Genomic DNA, 26,934 nt, shown 5'->3' with positions numbered 1-26,934 from the left:
TTTAACGGCGGCTTATTTTTTTACTTTCAGCGTCGCCTGTTGTTCTGAAGATTGCATGCCCAGCTCAATCATTTCCATTACGCGGATAGCGTCTGATGCCGGAACCGGATTTTCGCCGTTGCCGTTAATTGCATCGCGCACACCGGCGTAATACGCAGGATAGTTCCCCGGAATGGTCAGCAGGGATTTCTCTGCCAGCACACCGTCGTGGCTCAGCGTGATCACGCCGTCACGTTTGTCGTATCCCCAGTCTTCCTTCGGCAGACGTTCGCCCGCTTTCAGACGATCTTCCTGCGGATCCAGACCAAATTTCACATAGCTGCCGGTTTCGCCCTGCACAATAAAGCGGGCCGTTTCCGCCACGGCGTACACGGTGCTGTGCAGCACCACGCGACGGCGCGGATACGTCAGCACGGCATTGAAATAATCCACGGCTTTACCGCCCGGACGCAGCACCGCGAGGTCAGCCTGTAACGAATCCGGCGTACCAAATAATTGCAGCGCCTGATCCAGCAGATGCGAACCTAAGTCGTACCAGATGCCGCTGCCCTGCGCATCGCTTTCACGCCAGCGCGCAAGCACCTGCGGTTTGTAGCGATCGTAATGGGATTCGAAATACACGATTTCGCCCAGCGAACCCTCTTCGATCAATGCCTTCACGGTCTGGAAATCAGAATCCCAGCGACGGTTGTGGAACACAGAAAGCACTTTGCCTTTTTCACGCGCCAGCGCGTCCAGCTCGCGGGCTTCTTCGAGCGTCACGGTGAACGGTTTATCGACAACAACGTGTTTACCGGCTTCCAGCGCCAGCTTCGCCAGCGGGAAATGCGTGGTGTTTGGCGTAGGGATCACCACCAGATCGATAGACGGATCGGCGAGAAGCTTCTCCGGGGAATCGACAACGGTGACATTTGGCCAGTCGGCATGGACTTTTGCGGCGTCACTGCTCGACACCACCGCCAGCTCAAGGCCCGGCGTGCCGTCAATCAAAGGTGAATGGAAAGTTTTACTGGCGAAGCCATAGCCGATCAGGCCAACGCGGAGAGTCTGGGACATGGGATTTTCCTCTGTTTAACGGTATTGCCCGTTAGGACGCTAATCACCTGATTTGACACCAGCTTACAGAGCGGGACAAGTAAAAATTTGGTTCGGGCCAACAGGGCCTTGGACTCCCCGCCCAAACGGGGTTTTACTTGGATCGAGAAAGTTTCGGTTTCTCAATAATTGTGATCACTTTACTCACAGTGCCGAAACCGACCAAAGAGGCCCAGGGCGGGGCCTCTTTAGAATCTCCGCACCTTTTTACAACACGCGCTCCGCTCGCTGGCTATGTTCCAGGGACTTTTGCTATTGCCGCAAAATCCCGCCGCTGCGCGGTACCCTTCTGTCGGGTTACAAACCGCGCGTAAAGATACGCGATTTTCCACCTCTCCATACGGCGTTATTTTTGATAGCGGCCACTGACTTACGTGAATTCAACGGCATTTTAAATAGCAACCAGCAGTGAGGTTGTGAATTAGAAAGTTTCTGGCCGCTATCAAAACGACATCGAGTGAGTGGTGAGAAACGGCGAGAGTCTTTTTTCGAGCAGGTTCGAACCCGAGGCGAAAGAACCGCGCAGCGGCGGCGTTTGCCGCAATAGCTGCGGCATCTGAAACATACTTTACAAGCGACAGCGCGCAGTTAAAAAGCGCGGGTGTCCAGAGGGCGCGCGCGTTAACGCGCCCTTTGGGCCAGTTTGGGCGGCGAGCCCAAGGTCTTAAAGTTGAACTCGAAATTTTCCAATTTCAACTCCCCCCTCACCGCCCAAACACCCCCTGCACATCAGGCAAATACTCCATCTCCATTCCGCAGCTCCACATCCTCCCGGCACCCGCCACTGAAATCACCCGGGTCGCCAGCGACATAAACTTCTCCTTAAGCTGCTCATCCGACACCGGATTCCCCGGCGCGCCCAGCGCGACATCCACACGCAAGGTTTTTGATTCGCCGGTTCGGGTGAAAATCGTGACATCCGGCTCGCCGTCGGAACTCATCGTGGCATCTTCCGTCAGCACAATCCGGGCAATCATTGCCAGCAAATCCGGGGACTGCCGTTGTGGTCCCCCGTAAGCGTCCAGCCCGGCGTGGCCGAAAACGACACGCGCCGCGATGGCGTAACGCAGGCTCATCTGCGCCGCCGCCAGCGTGGCGATTTCATTATCTCCGCACATTCCGTTGAGGAACGGGCACAAACGGACGACGATTTTTTCGATATCACCGGCGGTCGCGTGTATTTCCTCAAGCAAAATACCGGTCGCGTCGATGGCGGAATGCGTACCACGGCACGAGGCGTAAGGCTTGATGGAACAACGCTCCAGCTTCCAGATTTCACCCAGATTTGCCGTCAGCATTTCGGGTATTGCGCTTTGCGGTGCCAGCGTTGAGAGGAATCCGCCCCACTTGTCTTCGAATAACTGCGCAGGCCCGCTGATACCCTGCCGGGCGCTGAGCGCGGCGAGTACTCCGCCTTCTGCGGCGCGGCCTGCGTGCAGCTTTTTGCTCTGAGAACCGTCATGGATAAACGCCCACAGGCCGCCGCTGAAACTGCCGGAAATGCCCAGTGCTGAGCTGATCTGCCCTGCGCTCAGGCCGAGAACTTTCCCCGCGGCCGCCGCTGCGCCAAATACGCCGCAGGTTGACGTGGAATGCCAGCCCGCACGGTTATGCGGAGAATAGCCGCCGCAGGCTTCAAGCACGCGGCGCGCCACGTCGTAACCAATAACCACTGCGGTGATAAACGCTTTGCCGCTGACCGGTTGCGGGCACAGCGGCAACACCGCCAGCAAAGCGGGAATGACCACCGCGCCGGAATGATCGCAGCCACCGGTGTCATCGAGTTCCAGCGCGTGCGCCGCCACGCCGTTGAGCAGCGCAGCGTTGCGCGCGGACGTCAGCTCGCGGTAGCCCCAGACCGGAGAAAGCGGCAGTGCGCCTTCGCCGAGGATCATCGCGGCTACGTCTTTCGCCACGTCGCTGGTGGCACCCACCAGCCCCGCACCAATCGTATCGAGAATATGCCGTTTGGTGCGTTCCACCAGCCGTGGCGGTAAATCGTCGAAATGGGTATTCACCACAAATTCACTCAGAATTTGCTGCTGCGAAATCTTACTCATGGCTGACTCCCGGCGCGGTGTGTTGCATCCAGATCTGCGCCGGATGGGACGCCTCGTTTTGCGGCTGATTCTGTGACCACCAGTCGGCCACCTCGCTGGCGCTGGCGACCCAGACATCCGGTTTTGACGTGATGTAGTCCAGCAGTTCAGCCAGCACGCCAATGCGTCCGGCGGTGCCGATCACTTCCGGATGCAGCCGCAGCACATAGCACAGGCCAAAACGGTAGAAACCGTCAAAATCCATCTTCATGTTGCCCAGCGTCTGGCTGTAGGACGCAATGCGTGACTGCGCCGGGGGCACCGCCGGGCTGAGGTTAAAGGCGAAATACGGCTCGTCTTCCATCTCATAATGCAGCGGCAGTTCCACCAGCCGCGACGGCAAGCCATCCTGCATGGGCTGGAAATACGGCAAATCATCGCCGCGCCAGCCGGAGGTCCAGCTGAAACCTTCATCCGTCAGCACATCCGCAAAACCCGGTGCCCAGTTTCCTGCGGGCAGACGAAAACCGCGCGGCACCTTGCCGGTCAGGGCTTTTAGCGCCGCTTTGCCCCGTTGCAGGCTATCAGTTTGCTGCGCCAGCGTCAGCCCGTCGAAATGCGCAAATTCATAACCACAGGTCGCCAGCTCGTGACCGGCGCGGTCGATTTCGCGGATCTTCTCCGGGTTTTCGTCCGCCACAATCCCCGGCACACACCAGGCGCTGCGCAGGTTTTTTTCATCCAGCAGCGCCAGCAAACGGTCGATGCCGCGCAGCGTGCCGTAACGCCAGACCGACAGCGTTTTTTCGCGGCCAGCCACGGCGGGAACCTGGCTGAGAATGCCGTGAATATCGTTGAAATCCACAGTGATAATCACCGCGCAGCGATAGCCCTGCGGCCAGTTTTGATTAGTCATTGGCATGCTCCTGCATCCACCAGTGCGCCACGTCGCGGCAGCGCGCAAACCACACATCGTCACGCGCTTTCAGGTGGCTGAAAAATTGATCAAGCAGCATGATGCGCCCTGGCTTTCCGCTGATTTTCGGATGGAACAACGTCGTCAGGCTCAGCCCTTCATTCATCGCGCCGTCGTATTCACGGCACCAGTTGTCGAGCGTCAGCGCGTAACTGGCGGTGCGATCCAGACCCGACGGGAAATTCGGCTCGCGGGTGTAAGCCAGAGACGCGTAATCGTCCATTTCCCAGCGGCCGGGGATTTCCACCAGCGGGCGCTCATGGCCGGGCACGGTGATCAGATAAGGCCGGTCGTCGCCGCGCATACTGCTGGAGTACGTCACGCCCGCGTCGAGCAGCATCTCCGGTGTTTCCTTGTGCCAGTCGCCGGACGGCGTGCGGAAACCTTCGGCGCGTATCCCTAAAACCTGCCAGAAAATCTCGCGGGATTTCTCCATCACCCAGCGCTGTTTTTCGGCGCTGATGGCGTAAAAAGACTCATGACGATAACCGTGATACGCCACTTCATGGCCGCGCTCGACAATCGCCTGACACTGTTTCGGCCAGTTTTCCACCACCCACGCGGGAATGAAAAACGTCGCCGGAAGCTGATGTTCACTGAGCAAATCGAGGATCCGCCCCAGCGCCCGGTAAGGGCCGTAAGCACCGAAGGTAAAGTAATCCGCTTTCTGCCAGATTGTGCCGTTAAGCATCGCGTCGCCGGTCGGGCCGTCGAGATCAAACGCCAGCGCCATGCAGCCGCGTTTGCCTTCCGGCCATAGACTGGCCGTGTGTTGTGCTGAAATCGTCATGAGTCGGTCCGTTACCTGAGGTTATTTGCCTTTGTTGATGGTGACTTCCTGAATTGCACCATCCTGCAGGCCCCATTTGGTGAGGATTTTCAGATACGTACCGTCGGCAATCATGCCGGTCAGCGCGCCTTTCACCGCGTCAATCAGCGGCAGATCGTCTTTGCTGATCCCCATGCCGGTGACCTGATACGCAAAGGCTTTACCCAGCGGTTTATAGGTGTCTTTTTCCAGATTCATGATGTACGGCAAAGTTTCGCTGCCCTGCACCACGCCTTCGATTCGCCCCTGACGCAGCTGGGTACGCGCATCCGCCGTGCCTTCCGCGCCAATCACCACGATGGCCGGTTTGCCTGCCGGAACGCAGTTCGCTTCACTCCAGGCGGCGATTTCAGCCGGGAAAGTGGTGCGGCGGCTGGTACCGACTTTCTTGCCGCAGAGATCTGACATGGTGTTGATTTCTTTGTGCGCGACGGTGGTGTAGAACTGCGGCCCGCTGTTGTAGTAATCGACAAATGTGGCGATATCCTGGCGGGGTTTGGTGTCAGTCATGCCGGAAAGGATCATGTCCACGCGATGCGTGGCGACGGCATTCACCATCTGTTCGAAGCCGATTTCCTGCCAGCTGATTTTGCGGTTCAGGCGTTTGCCGAGTTCCATACCCAGATCGTAATCCATCCCGGTCAGCTGGCCGGTGGCCGGATCTTTGAATTCCAGCGGCGGATAGTTCGGCATCATCGCCACTTTGATTTCGTCTTTTTGTTTCAGCTCAGCGGCGCTGGCAACAGAAACCGCGCCCTGCAACAGAACAGCCGCAGTAATAAGGGACAACAGTGTTTTTTTCATGAAGGCATTCCCATAGTCAAAAGTTAACGGCAAACGGGTCAAATGAGGACGGCAGAGATAAAGTTCTGCGTCCGCGGGTTTTGTGGATTAAGCAAAATGTCTTCCGGATTACCACTTTCTATAATTCCGCCCTCATCCATGAAGACCACGCGGTTAGCGACTTCCCGCGCGAAACCTAATTCATGCGTGACCACAATCATCGTCATCCCTTCAGCGGCCAGGCCGCGCATCACCGCCAGCACTTCGCCGACCATTTCCGGATCGAGTGCTGACGTCGGTTCATCAAACAGCATCACTTTGGGTTTCATCGCCAGCGCACGGGCAATCGCCACGCGCTGTTGCTGACCGCCGGAAAGCTCCAGCGGATACGCATCGCGCTTATGCGCCAGCCCGACGCGTTCGAGCAGCGCCATGGCTTCCTGCGTGGCCTCTTTCACCGGCCGCAGCAGAACCTGACACGGCCCTTCGATAATGTTTTCCAGCGCCGTTTTGTCCGGGAACAGATTGAAACGCTGAAAGACCATGCCGGTTTTCAGCCGCTGGCGGGCAATCTGCCGGTCATTGAGCGGGTAAAGTTTTTTGCCGTCCATGCGGTATCCGACCAGTTCGTCATCCACCCAGACGCCGCCGCTGTCGATTCGCTCAAGCTGATTAATGCAGCGCAGAAACGTACTTTTCCCCGAGCCTGACGGCCCGATGATGCACATCACTTCGCCGTGTTTAACCTCAAGATTGATGTTTTTGAGCGCCTGAAACTGGTCAAAGTACTTATTGACGTTGACGGCTTTGATAATACTTTTCATGTTCTGGCTCCTCAGTGGCTGGTGCGGCGGCGGGTGCCACGGCCGAAATAGCGTTCCAGACGGTTCTGCCCGAACGACAACACCGTCACCACCACCAGGTACCAGATACCGGCAACAAACAGCAGTTCCATCACCCGCGCATTGGCGAAATAAATGGTCTGCGCGTTATAAAGCACTTCGGAATACTGGATCATGCTCGCCAGACTGGTGGTCTTCACCATGCTGATGAATTCATTGCCGATAGGCGGAATAATCACCCGCATGGCCTGCGGCAAAATGATCCGCCGCAGCGCATGCAGACGCGTCATGCCGATGGACTTCGCCGCCTCGTACTGCCCGAGATCGACCGAAATCAGCCCGGCGCGCACCACTTCCGAGGTGTACGCGCCCTGATTAATGCTCAGGCCAAGCAGCGCGGCAGTGAATGGCGTCATGATATCCACGGTCTGAATGCTGAACAGGCCGGGAATGGAAATGGTCGGGAAAATCAGTGCCAGGTTAAACCACAGCAACAGCTGTAAAATCAGTGGTGTACCGCGAAAAATCCACGTATAGCCCATCGCCACGCTGCGCAGCACCGGGTTTTGCGACATGCGCATCACCGCGATAATCACCCCGAACACAATCCCCAGCGCCATCGCCAGCACCGACATCACAATGGTGTTGCCCAGCCCGAACAAAATCGCTTTGGCGGTCAGAAACTGCGCCACGTACTGCCATTCGATTTTGCCGTGCGCAAAGGCGTTCACCAGCAAGGCCAGCAGCACCAGGATCACAACCGAGGCAAAAATCCGGCCGTAATAACGCTGCGGCACATAGTGGTATTCGCTGAGATCGATATCAGCGGTTTTCACATTTTCAGACGTCTTCTGATACAAAGTCATTCGCCGATCCCCGCGAGGTGTAGAAGTTATGCAGACGTTATAAAGACAGGCCGGTGTACGCCGTTGCCCAGGCCGACTGCCCGGCCAGACGCACTTTCAGCCGTTCAATCTGCTCGGCCACGCGCACCGGAGACGTACCGCCCCAGCCGCTGCGGGCATTCACCGCGGCTTCTAACGTCAGGCAATCGCGCACGTCAGCGTTCAGACGCGGATCCACGGCCAGCAGCTGTGCGTCGCTGAGTTCATGCAGCGCCAGATTGTGTTGCTCGCAAACCTGCACCAGCTGGCCGGTGATTTCGTGCGCTTCCTTAAACGGCACGCCGCGGCGGGAAAGCCAGTCCGCCACTTCGGTCGCCAGCGTGAAACCTTCCGGTGCCTGTTCGCGCAGCCGTTCAACGTTCACCTTCATGGTGTCGATCATTCCGGCCATTGCAGGCAGCACCAGCAACAGCTGATCAACGGTGTCCATCGCATTACGTTTGTCTTCAATCAGGTCGCGGTTATACGAAAGCGGCAGCCCTTTCATGGTGATGAGCATCGCCGTCACGTTGCCAATCAGACGGCCACTTTTGCCCCGGGTCAGCTCGGCAATATCGGGGTTTTTCTTCTGCGGCATGATGGAACTGCCGGTGGCGTAACCGTCGTCAAGCTCGACCCAGCGGAACTGGCGCGACGCCCACAGGCAAACTTCTTCGCAAATGCGCGATAAGTTGACGCTCAGCATGCTGCCGGCAAACAGGAATTCAGCGACGTGGTCACGGCTGGCAACGGCGTCAATGGAGTTTTCACAGGCACCGTCGTAGCCCAGATCTTTAGCGGATAATTCCGGGTGCATCGCGATGGCAGAACCGGCCATCGCCGCCGCCCCGAGCGGGGAAAGTGCGCAGCGTTTATCCCAGTCACGCAGGCGTTCAACGTCGCGGTAAAACGACTGCGCATGCGCCATCAGTTGATGACCAAACACAATCGGCTGCGCCTGTTGCAGATGCGTAAAACCGGGTGCGAGGGTATGAATATGCTGTTCCGCCTGTTTGATCAGCGCGGTTTGTAATTCCAGCAGCGCCACCACGATTTTGCGGGTGTTATCGCGCAGATACAGACGCAAATCGTTGGCGGTCTGGTCATTACGGGAACGTCCGGCGCGCAGTTTGCCGCCAAGTGCGCCCAGCCGTTCGGTCAGGCTGCGTTCGATAAACGTATGTACATCTTCATCGCCCTGAACCGGCGTCACGGTTCCGGCGCGAAAATCGGCAGCCAGTTGCTCAATGGCCTCAACCATCTGCCGGGTTTCATTCTCATCAAGTAAACCGGCGCGCTTTAATTCATAAGCGTGTGCGCGGCACCCTTCCAGATCATATTCAGCAAGTGAAAAATAATATTCCGGGCTGCGCGATAAGGCGCTTAACGCCGCGGCTGGCCCGTGTTTGAAGCGGGCTCCCCAAAGAAGTTCTGGCTGCTGGGACATGATCGTTTCCTTTTATGGCATAGATGTTGCAAACCTGAATCCAGCGTATTGTCTGACGGCGTTGAAATAAATTCCAGCCGGCAGAATTTCGAATGACACTGAACAATCTGGGCTTACAGCGTAATAACGAGTGAGGCTAAGTGAATTTGATGTTGTAGATTTTTAGAGCGGGGGTAAATATTTATTATGGAAAGTCCACTTTCCAAATCAGGAAACACGTCACCCGCGAAAAGTGATATTAACCAGCACAGCCTTGGCGTCGCAGATTTAAAACTTTTGCGCGTCTTTAAAACCGTGGTAGAGGCCGGTGGATTTACCGCCGCCTGTAATGAACTGAATATTGGCCTGGCGGCAATCAGCAAACAAATATCGGATCTGGAGATCCGCTTCGGGATGAAACTTTGCACGCGCGGGCGTGAGGGGTTTTATTTAACCGAACACGGAAAAGTCGCCTATCAGGCTTGTCTGGATTTATTCTCTTCCATCAACCTCTTTCGCGACAAACTCAATCATGCCCGCCACGAACTGTTCGGCGAACTGAACATCGGCATTATCGACAACACCATCACGGATCCGCAATCGCCCGTCGTCTGTGGCTTAGGCGAGGTTTACCGTCAGGCGCCAAAGGTGAACATCCGCCTGCACGCCACCCAGCTCGATGAGATTGAACGCGGCGTGATTGATGGCCGTTTTACCTGCGGCATCATGCCGGTCTATCAGGAAAAACCAGAATTTGATTACTTTTTCCTGTATCACGAAATGACCTATCTTTATTGCGGTGATAAACACCCGCTCTTCTCCGTTCCGGCTCAGGAAATTAAAGAATCACAAATCAAATCCTCGCAAATGGTGAATCACTTTTACGCCAATCACAGTAAGAAAAATATCTTCTCCGACGTCACAACGCCGCACGCCATCGCCGTACAGGTCGAAGCGGTCACCATGTTACTGATGACCGGTAATTATCTCGGCTTTTTACCGGAACATTATGCCAGTGCGTTCATGGGCGGAAATAAACTCAAAGCGCTGATGCCGGATAATATTGAAATCGCCACCCCCTTCAGCCTGGTGGTAAAAAAAGGCGCACCGTTTAATTCCGTGCTGAATTTATTCTTTAGCGCCCTCAAACAGGCACTCATTCCCCGGCCTGAAGCGAAAGCCAGCTGATTCGATTAAGCGGGAATATTTCCGGTTCCGTCATCTTATGCACCGGCGCAGAGCAATGAAAGTCATATTGTGGTGCAGGTTATCACTTTTAATTATAAATTCGTTTACCTCCTTCTCATTAATTATCCAAAAATGTATAACATCAAGGCCCTGCCTGATTTCCTTACGTGATTTCAACTGTGGCGTAGTAATTGCTTTACTCACTTGTCTATACAGGGTTGCACATTAGGATTTCTATTAGCCGTCTTTCTCTCTTTCAACACCATGCGAGGATCACCATGTCACCTATTCAGACCTTAAACGCCTTAAAAAACAAAGTTGCGCTGGCCTGCTGCCTTGGCGTGCTCACGACATTCAGCCTGAGTGCTGGCGCGGCAACGACAGCGCCGGAAGCCGGTACCTTCAAAATGGGTATCGAACCCTGGCTGGGCTACGGACAATGGCACGTCGCACAAAGTCAGGGCATTTTTAAACAGCAGGGGCTGGAAAAGGTCGACATCATTAACTTCGCCGAAGACAAAGACATCAACGCCGCATTAGCCAGCGGGCAGATTGACGGCGCAAACATCGCCACACACACCGCGATGGCAATGGTTTCCGCCGGATTGCCGGTGAAAGTGGTCTTACTGCTCGATCAGAGCGAAACCGCCGATGCCCTGCTGGTCGGCAAAGACATCGCCACGCTGAAAGACCTGAAAGGTAAACAGGTGGCGTTCGAAGAAGGCACCACCAGCGACATTCTGCTGCACAGCGCCGTCAACTCGGCCGGGCTGAAATGGAGTGATATCACGCCTGTGCCGATGCCTGCCGATTCCGCAGGCAGCGCGCTGATTGCCAAACGCGTCACCGCCGCCGTGACCTACGAGCCGTACATTTCTGCCGCCAGAAAACAGGATCCGTCGCTGAAAATGCTCTACAGCGGTTCTTCCGATCCGGGCCTGATCGGCGACGTGCTGGTGGTTCGTGATTCCGTATTGAAAGAAAAACCGGGTCAGGTTGCTGCGCTGATTAAAAGCTGGGACGCCGCCCTGACCCATTATCAGGCCAACACCACCGCCGACCGCGCCCTGATTGCCAAAGCCGTGGGTGCCACACCGGCTGATTTAGAATCAGCGTTTGACGGCGTGAAATATTATTCGCTTGCCGAAAACAAACAGGTTCTCAGCCATTCGTTCTCCGATCAGACGTTTGCGCATGTGCTGAAAGCCGCCACCGCCGCCGGGTTGATCCCAAAACCAGTCACCGCCGCGCAGGTGATTGACGCCAGCTTTGTGAACAGCCTGCCATGAGTTCGCGCCGTAAACCGCTCAACCTGATGGTGATTGGCCGCCTGCCGTCGCGCAAATTGTTCGTCGGCATCGCCGTGGCGCTGTTCGTTGTCCTGTTTCTTGCGTGGGGGCTGGCGACCCGCAGCGGCGCCATTCCGCCGATTTTTCTGCCAAAACTCACCGACGTGTGGCTGAAAATGGTGTCACTGGCGCAGGACGGCACGCTGTGGAGTGACGTTAAAAGCAGCCTCTACCGCATCAGTATTGCGTTCGCCATTTCCTCGGTGATGTCGATTGTGATTGGCGTGCTGGCAGGCTGTTACGGTTTCTTCAAAGCCCTGACCGAACCGCTGGTGGATTTCATTCGCTACATGCCGGTGGTGGCGTTCGTGCCGCTGACCATTTTATGGACCGGTACGGACGATGTGCAGAAATTCCTGATTATCTGGATCGGCACCTTCTTCCAGCAGGTGTTAATGGTGATCGACGCCGTGAAGCGCGTACCGGGCGATTTCGTCGGTTTAGGCCGCACGCTCGGCATGCCGGATCGTAAAATCCTCTTCCGCATCGTTTTACCGGGCGCGCTGCCGGGCATCTGGGACGCACTGCGCATCAGCCTCGGCTGGGCGTGGACGTGGCTGGTGCTTGCCGAACTGGTGGCCTCCACTTCCGGGCTGGGTTACCGCATCGTCGTGTCCCAGCGCTTCTTCCAGACCGACACCATTATCGGTTACATCCTGCTGCTGGGGATTTTGGGGTTAATCAGCGACCAGATTATGCGTGCCGCCGAGCGCGTACTGTTCCGCTACAACAAGAGGCGTGCGTGATGTCGGTTTTAACCATTTCCCATTTGCACAAAAGTTTTCAGGTCGGCAAACAGACGCGCGAAGTTTTGCACGACATCAGCCTGACGCTGGCGGACAACGAATTTGTCTCGGTCGTCGGCACGTCGGGCTGCGGCAAAAGCACCCTGCTGTCCATCGCGGCAGGCCTTGAGGATTACGACAACGGCGACGTCCAGGTTGACGGGCAAACCATACGCGGCGCGGGCATCGACCGTGGCGTGGTGTTTCAGTCCTATACTTTATTACCCTGGCTGACGGCGCGGCAGAACATCGAGTTTGCGCTCAAAGCCGCCGGGTTCAGCCGTGCGGAATGCCGCGAAAAAGCCGATCAGCATCTCGAACTGGTTCAGCTGACGGCGTTTGCTGACGCCTGGCCGTCCGAGCTTTCCGGCGGCATGAAACAACGCGTGGCGATTGCGCGCGCGTTGTCCTATCGCCCGAAAATATTGCTGATGGATGAACCTTTCGGCGCGCTCGACGCCATGACGCGCCACCAGATGCAGGAACTGCTGACCGGTATCTGGGAACAGCACCGGCTGACGGTGATGTTCGTCACCCACGATATTGAGGAAGCGGTTTATCTTTCCGATCGCATCGTGGTGATGGGACCGGGCACCATTCAGGCAACGTTTGATGTGCCGTTGCCGCGCCCGCGCCGCGAAGAACTCACCGCCAGCCCTGAATTCACTGACCTGCAACGTCAGGTTCTCCACACTATCCGCAGCGGCCACACCCGCGCCGCGCTGGCCTGATCACCGGAGATTTACCATGTCTGCACCTTTTCAAGCTGTGACTTTTCATGACCTGAGCGATTCGACCGACCTGCCACCGGCATTATTCCAGCGCACCGAAGCGGATTTATCCTTTTTCATTGAGCGCGTAGCACCGATTATCGACGCCGTGCGCACCGAAGGCGATGCCGCCCTGCAACGCTTTGCCCGCGATTTCGACGCGGTCACCGCGCCGGAAATGAGCATCATGGCGGAAGATTCCGAGTTCGCCACGGCGTTTGAACGCCTTGATCCGCAGGTTATCGAATCCATCCGTTTCTCGGTGGAAAACATCCGCGCATTCCACGAAGCGCAGAAACCCGAAGACATGTGGATGAAAGAAATCCGCCCCGGCGCATTTGCCGGTGACCGTCATGTGCCGATCGACTCCGTCGCCTGCTACGTGCCGCGCGGCAAAGGGTCTTTCCCCAGCGTCTTTCTGATGACCACGATCCCGGCGGTGGTGGCTGGCGTCAAACGCGCCATTGTCATCACCCCGCCAGGGCCGGACGGCAAAGTGGACGACGCCACACTGGTCGCCGCAAGGCTGGTGGGCATCACCGAAGTGTATAAATGCGGCGGCGCACAGGGCGTGGCGGCCGTGGCATTCGGCACCGAAACCGTGCCTAAATGCCTGAAAATCGTCGGGCCGGGCAGCCCCTGGGTTGTGGCGGCAAAACGCCAGTTATCAAACCTTATCGATCCGGGCATTCCCGCCGGGCCCAGCGAAAGCTTAATTCTGGCCGATGACAGCGTGGACGGCGCGCTGGCGGCCTTAGATCTCATTATAGAATCCGAACACGGGCCGGATTCCTCGGCTTATCTGGTGACAAACAGCCGCCGCGTGGCCGAAGAAGCCATTGCCGCCTTGCCCGGCTACTGGGCGAAAATCGGCGAAAAGCGCGCCGGTTTCTCGCAGGCGGTGTTATGCGGCACGCACGGCGGCGTGGTGCTGACGCCCGATTTCGACACTGCCGTTGAATTTGTTAACCAGTACGCGCCGGAACATCTGGAAATCCTTGCCGAAGAACCGATGGCCGTGATGGGCAAAATCCGCAACGCCGGAGAAATTCTGCTCGGCAACTACACGCCGATCACATTGGGGAATTTCGTGCTCGGCCCGAACGCCGTCCTGCCTACCAACGGCGCGGCAAAAACCGTCGGCCCGCTGTCCGTTTTCGATTACATGAAACGCATTTCAGTCGGCTACGTGACCCGCGAAGGCTACGCGCCGCTGGCTGAAAAAGCCCACGCGTTCGCACTGTACGAGGGCTTCCCCGGCCACGCGCTGGCGGTATCGGCATTACGCACTGAGATCCTCAACAAAAAAGGCCAATAATGATGAGCAATTTGACGGGCAGTGAACCGCTGGCCGCGCAGGCGCGTCAGTTAGTCCACGCGGGAGAATGGCAAAAAGCGGCGGATGCACTGCGCCAGCTGATCGGCGAAGTCACCGGCGTGAAGGCCGGTCAGCTGACCATCAACCGTGACCAGTACAGCCTGAATTCCCTCAACGGTACGGTGACGCTCGACGATGGCCGCGCCCTGTTCTTCAAATATCACAATGAAGAAGGCGAAGATAAAACCATCGAAGAGTATTACAACGCTGAATTGCTGCGTGAAAGCGGCTTTCGGGTCGATGTGCCGGTGTATGCCTGCGGCGAACCGGGGCGGCAGATTCTGATGTATACCCTGCGCCACGACCGGCGCATGGCGGATGTCTGCCGGGACATCGAACAGCAGCAGGCGTGGGATCAGGAAGCCGAAATCGAAGAAGCCCAGCGCCGCGCTGACCGCGATATCCTCACCTATACGCTACCGACGCTGAAAGCCGGTTCGGTGGACGCCGTTTCCGCAGAACCCATTCACCAGCTGTTCCATCACCGGCTGGTTTCCCCGGACAACCCGGAGATCCCCGCCGGTTTCGGTGGCCGCGTCGCGCGTTTTTACGTCGGCAAAACCTTCCGGCTCGAAGACGAACAGATGGAATGGCAAACGCTGAGCAACCTGCGCTGGGTCATCAACGGCGTGGCGTATGAACACAGCCTGCGGCAATTATTCGCCGAAGCGGGATCGCGCCTCGCGCCCGCCGCACTGGCCGATCACGGCGTCATCACCGCACACGGCGACGCGCACAACGCCAACGTCTGGCACGACACGTCGGAAGAAATTCCGCAACTGGTGAGTTTCGACCCCGCGTTCGCCGGGCGCAACATTCCGGCGCTGCTGGCGGAAATCAAAGCCACCTTCCACAATATTTTTGCGCATCCGCTGTGGCTGTATGAACCCGCGCGCTGCGGCGAACTGTACAAAGTCACGGTGATGCGCCGTGGCGATACGCTGTTTGTGGATCACAACTGGCAGCTGACGCCGCTGCGCGCCGCCTTCCTGCGCGACAAAGGCGAGGAATACTGGCAGCCGTTACTGGCACAACTCGCCCGCCGTGGCTGGCTGCCGCCGCACTGGCAGCGGATTTTCCGCCTTGCCATGTTCTGCTGCCCGACGCTGGTTCTGGATCTCCGCGCAGGCGGTTTCAGCGGCCATACCCCCACCAGCTCCGCTCTCGGTCTGGCGATGTCCGTCATGCTGGGCAGCCAGCCGGTTGAAGATCTCGACGAATTCAGCCAGTGGCTGGCCGGGATCAGCCCGGCGGAGAAAGCTAATGACTGATCAGTTCTCGCTGCAAGGCAAACGGGTGCTGATCACCGGCAGCTCACGCGGCATCGGTAAAGCGCTGGCGATCGGCATGGCAAAAGCCGGTGCCAGCGTGATCGTCAGCGGGCGTGACAACGTCACGATAAACGCCGTCTGCGGGGAAATCCGTCAACTTGGCGCGGAGGCATTTCCGCTGGTGCTCGACGTCACGCAACCCGCCACCTTCGCCGCCGCGCTGGCTTCGCTGCCCGCACCGCCTGATGTGCTGGTCAACAACGCCGGAACCGAACACCTTTGCCCGTCACTGGACGTTGACGAAGCGCTCTGGGACACCATTCTCACCACCAACCTCAAAGGCGCATTTTTCTGCGCGCAGGCCGCCGCACGGCTGATGGCCGAAAACGGCGGCGGCAGCATTCTCAACCTCTGCTCGCTCACCAGCCAGGTCGGCGTTCCGGGTGCCGCAGCATACGGTGCATCGAAATCCGCCATGGCCGGTCTGACCCGCACGCTGGCAACGGAATGGGCCGCAAAAAACATCCGCGTTAACGGCATCGGCCCGGGGTATTTCAAAACCGATCTGACGGCTGAGTTTTACGAAAACGCCGACTGGTGCCAGCAAATGCAGGAGAAAATCCCGCTCGGACGTTTCGGAGAACTCGACGACCTGACCGGCGCGGCAGTATTTTTAAGCAGCGAGGCGGCGCGGTATATCACCGGACAGGTGTTATATGTGGATGGGGGGTATTTAGCGGGGATCTAATGTCAGACCGGACATCTGGCGGTTTTTCACTTGCAGTGATTGTGAAGGTCAAGACCTTGGGAGCTTTAAGTTCAAAACCTTGGGTTGCCACCCAAACCGGCTTCAAGGGGCGCCTATCGCCGCACCCCTTGAAAATCCCGGGCTCGTTAACTGCGCGCTATCGCTGGCTGGCTATGTTTCAGTTACCACCGCTATTGCCGCGAAAACTTGCCGCTGCGCGGTTCCCTTTCTCGGTTTCGAGCCACAGGTCTCGAAACGCTTCGTTCGGCAAGCTTTCTGAAAGCGGCTGGAGGCAAAGTAAATCTGCAAGCTTTTGCGAGTTGCTGGTCTGCTCCTCCCCCTGCGAAGGGGAAGGTCGGGAGGGGGTTTTGCAAACAACCCACCTTTAAAGTTGCCATTTCAAACCCCATCCCGTCCTTCCCCTTGCCAAGGGGAAGGAGCAAATCAAAATCCAGCCTGCATGTATCTTCCGAATTACATAGCCCCTGGCCGCTTTCAAAACGACGTCGAGTGAGTGGTGAGAAACAGCGAGAGTCTTTTTTCGAGCAGGTTCGAACCCGAGGCGAGAGAACCGCGCAGCGGCGGCGTTTGCGGCACTAGCAGGAGTTGCTGAAACTTAGCCAGCCAGCGATAGCGCGCAGTTGAAAAGCGCGGGTGTCCAGAGGGCGCGCGCGTTAACGCGCCCTTTGGGCCAGTTTGGGCGGCGAGCCCAAGGTCTTGATTTTGAATTTAAAACCCGTTCAGGTCGCTACCCCAAAACTCGCAGGCCCATAAAGATCAAATCAGATCCGCCATTGCCTCTACCCGCGAAATCGCCTCATACAATCCCCCTGCCGTCACATGCCCCGGCATATTCTCCATATCCGGTGCGTGCAGCGAGGCCTTCACGATGCTGTCGAGCTCTTCGGCGTTCAGTTCGGCGATTTCACTCAGACGCAGCGGCACGGCGCAGGCGTGGGCGAGTCTGATGGCTTCCATCAGCTCTTCGTCGCTGCGGTTTTCCAGCGCCAGCAGGCAGAGATTACCGAAACCGACCAGCAAACCGTGGCCGAATTCACGCGTTTTATCGCAAACGGTAAATCCTTCATATATCGCGTGGGATGCGGCGGCATGCGCCCCGCTGCTCATCAGCGAGGTCAGACCGGCAAACATGAAAATGGCGTCCAGCACCTGATCCAGTTCGGCGTTCGGTTTACCGGCGCGCACCGCGTCGCAGGCAGCCGGGCCACAGGATTCGATCAGGTCATAACAAATCCGGCTGTTGGCGCTCGACGAACGCGCCACGCCGCTTAACTGGCCGTGATGGCTGCTGATGGCGCGAAATTCGTACCATTTTGCCAGCGTATCGCCCAGCCCGGCAGCCAGCCAGCGCAACGGCGCGGCAGCCAGAATATCACTGTCGATAATGACCGCCGCCGGGGCCTGCGGCAGCGGGAATAAATCACGGAAATGCCCGTCATCGTGATAACGGATAGTCAGCGGCGTCACGGCAGCGCAGGTCGCAGCGATGGTGGGAATGGTCACCACCGGCACGTTGGTTTCCACGCCAACGGCCTTGCAGGTATCGAGAGATTTCCCGCCGCCTACGCCAATCACGATGTCGGCCTTTTTGTCTTTCACGACTTTCGCCAGACGCGTGATATTGCTTTCGCTGCTTTCACCACCAAACCATTCGCTGCCCACCAGTTCCACCGCACAGCCTTCAAGCTGATGACGAATTTTATCGCCCACCGCCATCAGGGCCTGATGCCCGCCAATCACCAGCGCGCGTTTTCCCAGCAACGCACAAATATCGCCAAGCTGAGAAATAACGCCGGGGCCGCGCAGAATTTGCGCTGGAAAGATAATGTTCTGTGCCTGCATAACTGCTTCTCCGTGATGCTTGTGTCTGACTGATTCAGGTTAAAAATTCTGAGGATGTTGACTGTTTTTACTTTGTGCACATTAACGCTGAGGGCGCAGCAAATGCGGCCCCAGCTGATTCACCGACGTACAACCAAGCTGCGCCAGCGTGCGGTCTACTTCCTGCAAGATAATCTCCAGCGCACGTTGCGCGCCCGCTTCGCCCGCCGCCGCCACGCCGTAGAGCATCGGGCGGCCAAGCAATACGGCATTCGCGCCCAGCGCAAGCGCTTTCACCACGTCGGTACCGCGACGAAAACCGCTGTCGATAAGAATAGTGGCATCCGCGCCGCATAACTGGCGAATTTCCGGCAGAACTTCCATCGCACTGACCGAACCATCGAGCTGTCGGCCGCCGTGGTTGGACAGCACAATGCCGTCCGCGCCCGCGTCCAGCGCCCGTTGCGCATCGGCCGGTGCCAGAATGCCTTTAATCAGCAACGCGCCCTGCCACTGGCTGCGGATCCAGGCAAGCGTTTCCCAGTTCAGACGGGTATCCATCTGCTCAGAGAAATAGCTCGCCCCACCCGCGCCACGCTGTTTATCCGCAGGCACGTAAGGTTTTAAATTGCCAAAACCGGGCATACCCGCCGGTTTCAGCGTCCGCCACACCCAGCCGGGATGCAGCGCAACATCCACCAGGCTCGACAACGAAAGCTTCATTGGCCGCCGGTAGTTGCGTTTGTCTTTTTCGCGATTACCGAAATGGACGGCATCCACGGACACCACCAGCGTGGTGCATCCGGCAGCTTTCGCCCGCTCCAGCAGGCCGGTTGTCACCGCGCGATCTTTTAATACGTACAGCTGAAACCAGTGCTGCGGCAGGTTTTCAGCCGCGATTTCTTCAATCGACGCCGTGGACACAGTGCTCTGGATATACCCGATCCCGGCGCGTCTGGCGGTACGGGCCAGCATGGCGTCTGCGCCAAAACGCAGCATGCCGTTGTAACCGGTCGGTGCAATCAGTAGCGGCGCAGAGAGCGTTTGCCCGCAGAGCGTGACAGATAAATCGCGCTGGCTGGAATCCGTCAGCACCGGCGGAATAAAGCGCCAGCGGGCAAAAACCTCACGGTTATCTTTCAGCGTTTGTTCATCATCCGCCCCGCCTTCCACATAGCTGAAAGCGAAACGCGGCAACGCGCACCGGGCCTGACGGCGCAATTCTTCAATGTTTAACGCAGCACGCTTCACGCGGCTTCCTCCGCCAGAATGTGTTTCAGGCTTTCCATAAACTGCCGGTTATCCTGCTCGTTACCGACTGAAACGCGGATCCAGTTTTCATAACCTGTTTCGCGCCACGGCTTAATAATGACGCCATAAGTAAGCAATCGTTGTGCCAGTTCCGCGCCCGGCTGGCCGCAGTCAAAGAACAGGAAATTGGCGTGCGACGGCGCAACGGTAAAGCCCAGAGCCGTCAGCTCTGCGGCCATTTTTTCACGCTGCGCGGTGACCAGCGCAATGCTGTCACGCACGTGCTGTTTGTCCTGCAAAGCCGCAACGGCGGCAGTTTGCGCCGATCGGTTAATGTTAAACGGCGTCCGGACACGGTCGAGCAGATTTACCAGTTCAGGATGGCTGGCTAAACCATAGCCAATGCGCAAACCGGCCAGCCCGTAAGCTTTGGAGAAGGTACGCAACACAATCCACGGACGCGGCTGCGCAGCCAGAACGCGCAGGCTGTCAGGGTAATCCGGCTCGTTTTCGCAATATTCGAAATAAGCTTCGTCGATCACCAGAATGCAATCCTGTGGGGCGGCATCGATAATTCGGGCGAATCCTTCGCGCCCCAGCATGCAGCCCACGGGGTTCGACGGATTGCTGAAAATCACCATTTTTGCAGGTGTGGAAAGCGCTCGTTCCCAGGCCTCAATATCAAACTGCTGCTGTGCGCTGACGCCCACCAGCGTGACGTCTGCCCCCATCATGCGCGGGAAAATTTCATGCAAACCAAAAGACGGGATCAGTGTGACGACGCGGTCGCCGGGGTTCAGAAAGGCCAGCGCCAGCATGTGTAAAATGTCTTCAGAACCGTTGCCAGCCACAATGTTTTCCGCGCTGACGCCGGTTTCTTCCGCCAGCGCCGCACGTAATGCCATACTCGAGGCATCAGAATAAATCGCGCTGAAACGGGCATCGGCTTCAAGTGCTGCGATGACTTTCGGACTGGCACCCAGCGGGTTTTCATTGCTCGCCAGTTTGGCGATACGGGCTGCGCCATATTTTTGCTGTACAGCGTCGGCTGATAGCCCGGCGTTATACACGCCCAGCGCCCGTGATGCGGGCCTTGCCAGATTTTTCAGGCACTCTTTTGCTGCATCAAAAGCTGTCGGATCTGAAGCCATCTTTTACCTCGTGCTGTGAAGATTCTGTTCCCGAGTATGCCGGAAGTTCGCGCGGTTTTACGCCACTTTTTAACGCATTTTCAGATTATTTTAGAAACAAAACGGGCAGCGACCTGCGCCACTGCCCGCTGATTTTGTTCAGTTTAATTGCCGTTGTATTAATGACTTACCCGAACGGGTTTCATAACATCGGCAGGTTCAGGTCATTGCGTTCCGCGCAGGCTTTGGCCTGCTCATAACCGGCATCAGCATGACGCATCACGCCGGTTGCCGGGTCATTCCACAGAACGCGCGAAAGGCGTGCATCGGCTTCTTTAGTGCCGTCCGCCACAATGACCATGCCTGCATGTTGCGAGAAGCCCATGCCGACGCCGCCGCCGTGGTGCAGGCTGACCCAGGTCGCGCCGCCCGCGGTGTTGAGTAACGCATTGAGCAGCGGCCAGTCGGAAACCGCATCAGAGCCGTCTTTCATGGCTTCGGTTTCACGGTTTGGCGAGGCCACAGAACCGGTATCCAGATGGTCACGGCCAATGACAATCGGCGCTTTCAGCTCACCGTTGCGCACCATTTCATTGAACGCCAGCCCGGCAATATGACGCTCGCCCAGACCGAGCCAGCAGATACGCGCCGGTAAACCCTGGAAGGCGATGCGCTCGCGCGCCATGTCCAGCCAGTTAATCAGGTTGGCGTTATCCGGGAAAAGCTCCCTGAGTTTGGCGTCCGTTTTATAGATATCTTCCGGGTCACCGGAAAGCGCCACCCAGCGGAACGGGCCTTTGCCCTCGCAGAACAGCGGACGGATATACGCAGGGACAAAACCGGGGAAATCAAAAGCATTGGTTACGCCTTCGTCTTTCGCCACCTGACGGATGTTGTTGCCGTAATCCACGGTCGGAATGCCCATGGCATGGAAATCCAGCATCGCCTGAACGTGTTTTGCCATCGAGGCTTTTGCGGCCTTCACCACAGATTGCGGATCCGATTTACGCGCTTCCTGCCATTTTTCCAGGCTCCAGCCTTCCGGCAGATAACCGTTCAGCGGGTCATGCGCCGAGGTCTGATCGGTGACGATATCCGGGCGCAAACCGCCTTCTTTCGCACGTGCCACCAGCTGCGGCATCAACTCCGCGGCGTTGCCCAGCAGGCCGACGGAAATGGCTTTTTTCTCCGCACAGGCTTTTTCAATCATCGCCAGCGCTTCATCAATGCTGTGCGCCTTGTAATCGACATAACGGGTACGCAGACGGAAATCGATACGCGATTCCTGGCATTCAATCGCCAGCACGCACGCCCCGGCCAGAACGCCCGCCAGCGGTTGTGCGCCGCCCATACCGCCCAGACCGGCGGTTAAAATCCACTTGCCGCGCAGGTCGCTGTTGTAGTGCTGACGCCCCGCCTCGGCGAACGTTTCGTAAGTGCCCTGAACAATGCCCTGCGCGCCGATGTAAATCCACGAACCGGCGGTCATCTGGCCGTACATCATCAGCCCGGCTTTATCCAGCTCATGGAAATGCTCCCAGTTTGCCCAGTGCGGCACGATATTGGAGTTGGCAATCAGCACGCGCGGCGCATCGGTATGGGTACGGAATACGCCGACCGGTTTGCCGGACTGAACGAGCAGCGTTTCGTCTTCACGCAGCTGGCGCAGGCTTTCCAGAATGCCTTCAAACGCGGGCCAGTTACGCGCCGCTTTACCAATCCCGCCGTAAACCACCAGGTCTTCCGGGCGCTCAGCGACATCCGGATCAAGGTTGTTTTGGATCATGCGGTACGCCGCTTCAATCAGCCAGTTCTGGCAGCTCAGTTCAGTCCCGTGCGGCGCACGAACAACGCGGGCAACAGCCGTTTTTTGTGGAGCGTTCATCGTCGGTTCCTTCTCTCAGACAGGGTGTGTTAACACAAAAATAATCAGGCGAATCTTGCAGTCAGACAAAGCTTGGCAGCAGCGCTTCAATTGCCGCTGGCCAGTGTTCACGGGAAGCCCACAGGCGCATCATTTCGACATCCGGCGCCATCAGGCGATCCTTTTCAAGAAACGCGACGTTTTCGCGGATGGACTTCATTTCGTTTTCCAGCGTCACAGAGCTTTGCAGCGGACGATGGAAATCAATCCCCTGTGCGGCCGCCATGGCTTCGATGCCCACCACGACGCTGGTGTTAAAGCACATGTCGCCCAGACGGCGTGCGGCGTAAGTCGCCATTGAAACGTGGTCTTCCTGATTCGCCGACGTTGGCAGGCTGTCCACACTGCCCGGGTGTGCCAGTGATTTGTTTTCTGACGCCAGCGCGGCCGCCGTCACCTGCGCAATCATGAAACCGGAGTTCACACCGCCGTCGTTCACCAGGAACGGGGGTAAACCGGAAAGACCGGTATCAAGCAGCAGCGCCATGCGGCGTTCTGAAATCGCACCGATTTCCGCCACCGCCAGCGCGATGATGTCCGCAGCAAATGCCACCGGTTCCGCGTGGAAGTTACCGCCGGAAATCACATCACCATTTTCAGAGAAAACCAGCGGATTGTCGGAGGCGGCGTTGGCTTCGATGCGAAGAATACGTGCCGCGTGATGCAGGTTATCCAGACAAGCACCCATCACCTGAGGCACGCAGCGGATGGAATACGGATCCTGTACACGCCCGCAATCGGCATGAGACGTGACAATGTCACTGCCTGCCAGAAGAGTTGAAAGCGCCGCTGCAACTCCAATCTGGCCCTGCTGACCGCGTGCTACGTGAATGCGCGAATCGAGCGGTTTTACCGAACCTTTGATGGCTTCCAGCGACAATGCGCCCGCCACCAGCCCGGCAGAAAATACGCGTTCCGCTTCGAACAAACCGGAAAGCGCCAGAGACGTTGAAACCTGCGTGCCGTTAAGCAGCGCCAGCCCTTCTTTCGGGCCAAGTTCAAACGGCACCAGACCGGCGGTTGCCAGCCCGGCGATGGCCGACATTTTTTCACCTTTCGCCGTGACCTGACCTTCACCAATCAGCATCAGGGAAAGGTGCGCCAGCGGTGCCAGATCGCCGGAAGCGCCGACCGAGCCTTTCTCCGGAATACACGGATACACGCCCGCGTTAAACAAGGTAATCAGCGCATCAATCACTTCAATACGAATACCGGAATGGCCGCGCGACAGGCTCAGGACTTTGGTCGCCATGACCAGACGCACCACGTTATCCGCCAGATCCTTGCCGATACCGACGCTGTGCGACAGCACCAGATTACGTTGCAGCTCAGCCAGCCGTTCAGCAGGAATGCGCGTCTGCGCCAGTTTGCCGAAACCGGTGTTGATCCCGTAAACCACTTTGCCCGACTCGACGATGCGGGTGACCGTTTCCTGCGAAGCCAGTACGCCAGCGCGTGCCTCTTCAGCCAGTTCAAGGCGGACGTTACCCTGATAAATTTTGCGCAGCATCGGCAGGTCAACGTGGCCCGGTTGCAGGCGGCAAAGGGTTAAATCGGTGGATGAAGAAGCCATAATCTATTCCTGTATAGACAAGTGAAACGGGAAGTAAACCCGGCTAAGGCCTCAGCCCGCCGGGTGTTTATGCAATACCTGACACAACAACGTTCAATGCTTACCCGCAGGGAGAGATCAGTGATCCATCGTCTGCAGTGTTTCGGTACGGATTTCTTCCGTCACCCGCGCTTTCAGCGCCATAAATTCCGGTGACGTTTTCAGGGTGTAATCACGCGGATGCGGGAAATCGACGGCTATTTCTGTCTTAATCCGCCCCGGCCGCGCACTGAAAATGGCCACTTTATTCGCCATGAAAATCGCTTCGTCGATATCGTGCGTCACGAACAGCACGGTTTTACGCGAGGATTCCCAAATCGACAGCAGCAGTTCCTGCATCATTACGCGGGTCTGGTTGTCGAGCGCGCCAAAAGGTTCGTCCATCAGCAAAATTTTCGGGTCATTCGCCAACGCACGGGCAATCGCGGTGCGCTGCTGCATGCCGCCGGACAACTGACGGGGAAAATGCTGCTCAAATCCGCGCAGCCCGACCTTATTAATAAAATAGTCGCTGCGTTCTTTTTGCGCCGCTTTGCTGACACCGCGTTCCTGCAAACCAAAACGGATGTTTTGTTCCACGGTCAGCCACGGAAACAGGGTGTAGCTTTGAAACACCATGCCCCGGTCAGCGCCCGGCCCGTCAACCAGCTCTCCGTCAAGCCAGACTTCCCCGCGCGTCGGCTGATCCAGCCCTGCCACAATGCGCAAAAGCGTGGATTTGCCGCAGCCCGAAGGCCCGAGAATGGTGATGAAGTCATTTTCGTTAACCTGATAATCCACCGGCAACAGCGCCTGCGTTTTCTCGCCTTTCGGGCCGGTGAAAATACGTTCCACCTGCCGGACACTCAGTTTCGGATGGCTCATCACAGTGAACTCCAGACAAACAGGCGGCGGTTTGCCGCTTTAAATAACAGGTCAGAAAGCAAACCGATGCAGCCAATCACGATAATGCCGAAGATCATTTGCCCGGTATTGAGCAGCGCCTGACTGTTAACAATCATATGGCCGATGCCGCTTGATGAACCGATAAGCTCCGCCACGATGACGTATGTCCACGCCCAGCCCAGCACCAGCCGCAGCAGCTCGGCAATTTCAGGCGCGGCACCCGGAATAATCACCCGGCGAACCACGCTCTGATTCGTCGCACCCAGCGTGTACGCGGCTTCGACCAGATCACGTCGCGCAGCGCCCACCGTCACGGCCACCATCAGGGTTATCTGGAAGAAGGAGCCGATGAAAATCACCAGGATTTTCTGCATTTCACCGATACCCGCCCACAGGATCAGCAGCGGAACAAACGCTGATGCAGGCAGATAACGGCAAAACGACACAAACGGCTCAAAAAACGCTTCAATCAGTTTGTACGACCCCATCAGAATGCCCAGCGGCACGGCAATGGCGCAGGCCAGAACAAAACCGCCCAGCACGCGCATCACCGTCATACCGATATCGGTAGTGAAATCGAAATCGGTAAACAGTAAAACGCCTTCCTGCAACATGCTGGCCGGGCTGGCCAGGAATGTCGGTGAGACGAATCCGGTAAACGTCACCAGCGACCACAGGGCGAAAAACAGGACAAAAAAACAGAACCCGAGGAAACCGCGTCGCCTGGCTGCGACCGGACGCAAAGGCACCATCATCGGGTTATGCCAGATTTTTTTGCTTGCCGGCAACGGGGCCGGCTCACATAAATCTGACTGCGCATTAACGGGATGTACGGCTGCCTGAGTGACAGAACTGTTCATGTCATTGTCCTTCATGGCTATTTCACGTACTTCGCGTCATATAACGTGTTGATGTCCGGCGTTTTACGCAGGATTTTCATCTCAGTCAGCAGGCGCGCCGCTTCGTTGGTGAAGGTGACGATTTCACCGCTGAAGAATTTCTTGTTGGCATCGCGATCCTGCCAGCGCAGATAACTGGATTCTTCCGCAAACTGTTTGCCAGTTTCTTTCACCGCAGCCCCCATGATTTCGTTGGATTTCTCAGGGTCTTTCTTGATCATATCCAGCGCTTCAAAGTAGCTGTTCACCAGCGCCTGTGCGGCTTTCGGGTTTTTATCCAGCCATGCAGGCGTACAACCCAGCGTATCCATCACCATCGGATAATCGAGCGTCGTGGCAAGGATTTTGCCTTTGTCCGGACTCTGGCGGATGGTGGAAAGGTAAGGCTCGTACGACACCGCCGCATCGTTTTGCCCGGCGATAAACGCATGCGCGGCTGCGTCCGGCCCCAGCGTCGCGAGTTTGACGTCTTTCATCGTCATGCCGTTTTTATCGAGGATCCACGCCAGCAGGAAGTAAGAAGAGGTGCCCGGCGCATCGACGCTAACGGTTTTCCCTTTCAGGTCGGAAATTTTGTTAATCCCGCTGCGCACAGCGATACCGTCCGCACCGTAGGATTTATCAAGCTGCACAATCTGTTTAATCGGCACACCGCTGGCGTTCCAGGTTAAATAGGTTTCCACCGTGGTCGCCGCGCACTGCAATGAACCGGAAGCAATCGCCAGATGACGGGACTGCTGCGGCACCATTTTCAGCGTGACTTCAAGGCCGTTCTTTTTGAAGATCCCGGCTTTGTCCGCCAGCGTCAGCGGTGCAAAACCTGTCCACCCGGAGATACCAATAGCTACCGGTGTATCTGCCGCCTGTGCCGCGCTGACAGTCACGCTGCCCATCGCTACAGCCAGCCCTAACAAAGACAACGAACGTTTCAGTACAGCCCTGGAAATCATGTTGCTCATCTGCCACTCCTGCCAAAGTACCTGTCGGGGGAACGCCTGAAGCGGTGAAAAAACCTCAGGCCAATTGCG

General features: G+C 57.2%; 24 protein-coding genes. 8 read left to right on the top strand and 16 right to left on the bottom strand.

Going from position 1 to position 26,934, the window contains the following annotated elements:
- Window positions 1-12: 12 nt before the first annotated feature.
- The 8 genes from KWG64_RS17315 to argH form a co-directional block, all read right to left on the bottom strand.
- Window positions 13-1,056: an oxidoreductase gene (locus tag KWG64_RS17315; RefSeq protein ID WP_218522604.1), complete on the bottom strand. Its 1,044-nt coding sequence runs from the start codon at window positions 1,054-1,056 to the stop codon at window positions 13-15.
- A 743-nt stretch (window positions 1,057-1,799) separates the two neighbouring features.
- Entirely contained in the window at window positions 1,800-3,155 is a 1,356-nt protein-coding gene (locus KWG64_RS17310) for an MmgE/PrpD family protein (protein WP_218522603.1), read from the bottom strand.
- Window positions 3,148-4,050, bottom strand: coding sequence for a polysaccharide deacetylase (locus KWG64_RS17305; protein WP_165057499.1), 903 nt, complete (start codon window positions 4,048-4,050; stop codon window positions 3,148-3,150). Before KWG64_RS17305 ends, KWG64_RS17310 begins: the two co-directional genes overlap by 8 nt.
- Entirely contained in the window at window positions 4,043-4,900 is an 858-nt protein-coding gene (locus tag KWG64_RS17300; protein ID WP_218522602.1) for a polysaccharide deacetylase, read from the bottom strand. Before KWG64_RS17300 ends, KWG64_RS17305 begins: the two co-directional genes overlap by 8 nt.
- Window positions 4,901-4,921: 21 nt before the next feature.
- Window positions 4,922-5,743 (bottom strand): ABC transporter substrate-binding protein, encoded by an 822-nt coding sequence (locus KWG64_RS17295; RefSeq protein WP_218522601.1) that lies wholly within the window; start codon window positions 5,741-5,743, stop codon window positions 4,922-4,924.
- 38 nt (window positions 5,744-5,781) lie between these two features.
- Window positions 5,782-6,546: an amino acid ABC transporter ATP-binding protein gene (locus tag KWG64_RS17290; RefSeq protein ID WP_101079700.1), complete on the bottom strand. Its 765-nt coding sequence runs from the start codon at window positions 6,544-6,546 to the stop codon at window positions 5,782-5,784.
- A gap of 11 nt (window positions 6,547-6,557) precedes the next feature.
- Window positions 6,558-7,430 carry an amino acid ABC transporter permease gene (locus KWG64_RS17285; RefSeq protein WP_218522600.1) on the bottom strand — a complete coding sequence of 291 codons (873 nt, stop codon included), beginning with the start codon at window positions 7,428-7,430 and terminating at the stop codon, window positions 6,558-6,560.
- Window positions 7,431-7,467: 37 nt separating this feature from the next.
- Window positions 7,468-8,895 (bottom strand): argininosuccinate lyase, encoded by a 1,428-nt coding sequence (gene argH, locus KWG64_RS17280; protein WP_218522599.1) that lies wholly within the window; start codon window positions 8,893-8,895, stop codon window positions 7,468-7,470.
- Window positions 8,896-9,081: 186 nt separating this feature from the next.
- Here argH and KWG64_RS17275 point away from each other — a divergent pair, with 186 nt between their 5' ends.
- From KWG64_RS17275 to KWG64_RS17240, 8 genes are all read left to right on the top strand, one after another.
- Window positions 9,082-10,062 carry a LysR family transcriptional regulator gene (locus KWG64_RS17275; protein WP_218522598.1) on the top strand — a complete coding sequence of 327 codons (981 nt, stop codon included), beginning with the start codon at window positions 9,082-9,084 and terminating at the stop codon, window positions 10,060-10,062.
- Between the two features lie 278 nt (window positions 10,063-10,340).
- Window positions 10,341-11,351, top strand: a complete 1,011-nt coding sequence (locus KWG64_RS17270) for an ABC transporter substrate-binding protein (protein WP_218522597.1) — start codon at window positions 10,341-10,343, stop codon at window positions 11,349-11,351.
- Window positions 11,348-12,157, top strand: coding sequence for an ABC transporter permease (locus KWG64_RS17265; protein WP_101079695.1), 810 nt, complete (start codon window positions 11,348-11,350; stop codon window positions 12,155-12,157). The genes KWG64_RS17270 and KWG64_RS17265 overlap by 4 nt, the downstream gene beginning before the upstream one ends.
- Window positions 12,157-12,927 carry an ABC transporter ATP-binding protein gene (locus KWG64_RS17260; RefSeq protein ID WP_218522596.1) on the top strand — a complete coding sequence of 257 codons (771 nt, stop codon included), beginning with the start codon at window positions 12,157-12,159 and terminating at the stop codon, window positions 12,925-12,927. The genes KWG64_RS17265 and KWG64_RS17260 overlap by 1 nt, the downstream gene beginning before the upstream one ends.
- Window positions 12,928-12,943: 16 nt before the next feature.
- Window positions 12,944-14,284, top strand: coding sequence for a histidinol dehydrogenase (gene hisD, locus KWG64_RS17255; RefSeq protein WP_218522595.1), 1,341 nt, complete (start codon window positions 12,944-12,946; stop codon window positions 14,282-14,284).
- Window positions 14,285-14,286: 2 nt separating this feature from the next.
- A complete protein-coding gene (locus KWG64_RS17250) occupies window positions 14,287-15,615 on the top strand; it encodes a hypothetical protein (protein ID WP_218522629.1) in 1,329 nt (442 codons plus the stop codon).
- On the top strand, window positions 15,608-16,363 hold the full coding sequence (locus tag KWG64_RS17245; protein ID WP_218522594.1) for an SDR family NAD(P)-dependent oxidoreductase: 756 nt from the start codon (window positions 15,608-15,610) through the stop codon (window positions 16,361-16,363). Before KWG64_RS17250 ends, KWG64_RS17245 begins: the two co-directional genes overlap by 8 nt.
- A complete protein-coding gene (locus tag KWG64_RS17240) occupies window positions 16,363-16,752 on the top strand; it encodes a hypothetical protein (RefSeq protein WP_218522593.1) in 390 nt (129 codons plus the stop codon). The genes KWG64_RS17245 and KWG64_RS17240 overlap by 1 nt, the downstream gene beginning before the upstream one ends.
- A 388-nt stretch (window positions 16,753-17,140) precedes the next feature.
- Here the strand turns inward: KWG64_RS17240 and KWG64_RS17235 are convergent, their stop codons facing one another.
- From KWG64_RS17235 to KWG64_RS17200, 8 genes are all read right to left on the bottom strand, one after another.
- Window positions 17,141-18,226, bottom strand: coding sequence for an iron-containing alcohol dehydrogenase family protein (locus KWG64_RS17235; RefSeq protein ID WP_195815170.1), 1,086 nt, complete (start codon window positions 18,224-18,226; stop codon window positions 17,141-17,143).
- 81 nt (window positions 18,227-18,307) lie between these two features.
- A complete protein-coding gene (locus KWG64_RS17230) occupies window positions 18,308-19,456 on the bottom strand; it encodes an alpha-hydroxy acid oxidase (protein ID WP_218522592.1) in 1,149 nt (382 codons plus the stop codon).
- Window positions 19,453-20,607: a histidinol-phosphate transaminase gene (hisC, locus tag KWG64_RS17225; RefSeq protein WP_218522591.1), complete on the bottom strand. Its 1,155-nt coding sequence runs from the start codon at window positions 20,605-20,607 to the stop codon at window positions 19,453-19,455. Before hisC ends, KWG64_RS17230 begins: the two co-directional genes overlap by 4 nt.
- Before the next feature lie 181 nt (window positions 20,608-20,788).
- Window positions 20,789-22,471, bottom strand: coding sequence for a urocanate hydratase (hutU, locus tag KWG64_RS17220; protein WP_218522590.1), 1,683 nt, complete (start codon window positions 22,469-22,471; stop codon window positions 20,789-20,791).
- Window positions 22,472-22,532: 61 nt separating this feature from the next.
- Entirely contained in the window at window positions 22,533-24,083 is a 1,551-nt protein-coding gene (hutH, locus tag KWG64_RS17215) for a histidine ammonia-lyase (RefSeq protein WP_218522589.1), read from the bottom strand.
- A gap of 117 nt (window positions 24,084-24,200) precedes the next feature.
- Window positions 24,201-24,986: an ABC transporter ATP-binding protein gene (locus KWG64_RS17210; protein WP_101078820.1), complete on the bottom strand. Its 786-nt coding sequence runs from the start codon at window positions 24,984-24,986 to the stop codon at window positions 24,201-24,203.
- On the bottom strand, window positions 24,986-25,867 hold the full coding sequence (locus tag KWG64_RS17205) for an ABC transporter permease (protein ID WP_218522588.1): 882 nt from the start codon (window positions 25,865-25,867) through the stop codon (window positions 24,986-24,988). The genes KWG64_RS17210 and KWG64_RS17205 overlap by 1 nt, the downstream gene beginning before the upstream one ends.
- A gap of 17 nt (window positions 25,868-25,884) precedes the next feature.
- Window positions 25,885-26,865: an ABC transporter substrate-binding protein gene (locus KWG64_RS17200; RefSeq protein ID WP_218522587.1), complete on the bottom strand. Its 981-nt coding sequence runs from the start codon at window positions 26,863-26,865 to the stop codon at window positions 25,885-25,887.
- Between the last annotated feature and the right edge of the window lie 69 nt (window positions 26,866-26,934).

It is taken from the genome of Rahnella sp. PD12R, assembly GCF_019200965.1.
Classification (GTDB): Bacteria; Pseudomonadota; Gammaproteobacteria; order Enterobacterales; family Enterobacteriaceae; genus Rahnella; species Rahnella laticis.
This window is presented reverse-complemented; position numbering and strand designations above follow the sequence as displayed.

Coding starts and splice junctions, on each gene's coding strand:
- KWG64_RS17235 (WP_195815170.1), bottom strand. CDS start 18,226: ATGCAGGCACAGAACATTATCTTTCCAGCGCAAATTCTGCGCGGCCCC.
- hutU (WP_218522590.1), bottom strand. CDS start 22,471: ATGAACGCTCCACAAAAAACGGCTGTTGCCCGCGTTGTTCGTGCGCCG.
- KWG64_RS17295 (WP_218522601.1), bottom strand. CDS start 5,743: ATGAAAAAAACACTGTTGTCCCTTATTACTGCGGCTGTTCTGTTGCAG.
- KWG64_RS17290 (WP_101079700.1), bottom strand. CDS start 6,546: ATGAAAAGTATTATCAAAGCCGTCAACGTCAATAAGTACTTTGACCAG.
- argH (WP_218522599.1), bottom strand. CDS start 8,895: ATGTCCCAGCAGCCAGAACTTCTTTGGGGAGCCCGCTTCAAACACGGG.
- KWG64_RS17275 (WP_218522598.1), top strand. CDS start 9,082: ATGGAAAGTCCACTTTCCAAATCAGGAAACACGTCACCCGCGAAAAGT.
- KWG64_RS17305 (WP_165057499.1), bottom strand. CDS start 4,050: ATGACTAATCAAAACTGGCCGCAGGGCTATCGCTGCGCGGTGATTATC.
- KWG64_RS17250 (WP_218522629.1), top strand. CDS start 14,287: ATGAGCAATTTGACGGGCAGTGAACCGCTGGCCGCGCAGGCGCGTCAG.
- KWG64_RS17265 (WP_101079695.1), top strand. CDS start 11,348: ATGAGTTCGCGCCGTAAACCGCTCAACCTGATGGTGATTGGCCGCCTG.
- KWG64_RS17240 (WP_218522593.1), top strand. CDS start 16,363: ATGTCAGACCGGACATCTGGCGGTTTTTCACTTGCAGTGATTGTGAAG.
- KWG64_RS17200 (WP_218522587.1), bottom strand. CDS start 26,865: ATGAGCAACATGATTTCCAGGGCTGTACTGAAACGTTCGTTGTCTTTG.
- KWG64_RS17300 (WP_218522602.1), bottom strand. CDS start 4,900: ATGACGATTTCAGCACAACACACGGCCAGTCTATGGCCGGAAGGCAAA.
- KWG64_RS17285 (WP_218522600.1), bottom strand. CDS start 7,430: ATGACTTTGTATCAGAAGACGTCTGAAAATGTGAAAACCGCTGATATC.
- KWG64_RS17245 (WP_218522594.1), top strand. CDS start 15,608: ATGACTGATCAGTTCTCGCTGCAAGGCAAACGGGTGCTGATCACCGGC.
- KWG64_RS17310 (WP_218522603.1), bottom strand. CDS start 3,155: ATGAGTAAGATTTCGCAGCAGCAAATTCTGAGTGAATTTGTGGTGAAT.
- KWG64_RS17210 (WP_101078820.1), bottom strand. CDS start 24,986: ATGAGCCATCCGAAACTGAGTGTCCGGCAGGTGGAACGTATTTTCACC.
- KWG64_RS17205 (WP_218522588.1), bottom strand. CDS start 25,867: ATGAACAGTTCTGTCACTCAGGCAGCCGTACATCCCGTTAATGCGCAG.
- KWG64_RS17315 (WP_218522604.1), bottom strand. CDS start 1,056: ATGTCCCAGACTCTCCGCGTTGGCCTGATCGGCTATGGCTTCGCCAGT.
- hisC (WP_218522591.1), bottom strand. CDS start 20,607: ATGGCTTCAGATCCGACAGCTTTTGATGCAGCAAAAGAGTGCCTGAAA.
- hutH (WP_218522589.1), bottom strand. CDS start 24,083: ATGGCTTCTTCATCCACCGATTTAACCCTTTGCCGCCTGCAACCGGGC.
- KWG64_RS17270 (WP_218522597.1), top strand. CDS start 10,341: ATGTCACCTATTCAGACCTTAAACGCCTTAAAAAACAAAGTTGCGCTG.
- hisD (WP_218522595.1), top strand. CDS start 12,944: ATGTCTGCACCTTTTCAAGCTGTGACTTTTCATGACCTGAGCGATTCG.
- KWG64_RS17260 (WP_218522596.1), top strand. CDS start 12,157: ATGTCGGTTTTAACCATTTCCCATTTGCACAAAAGTTTTCAGGTCGGC.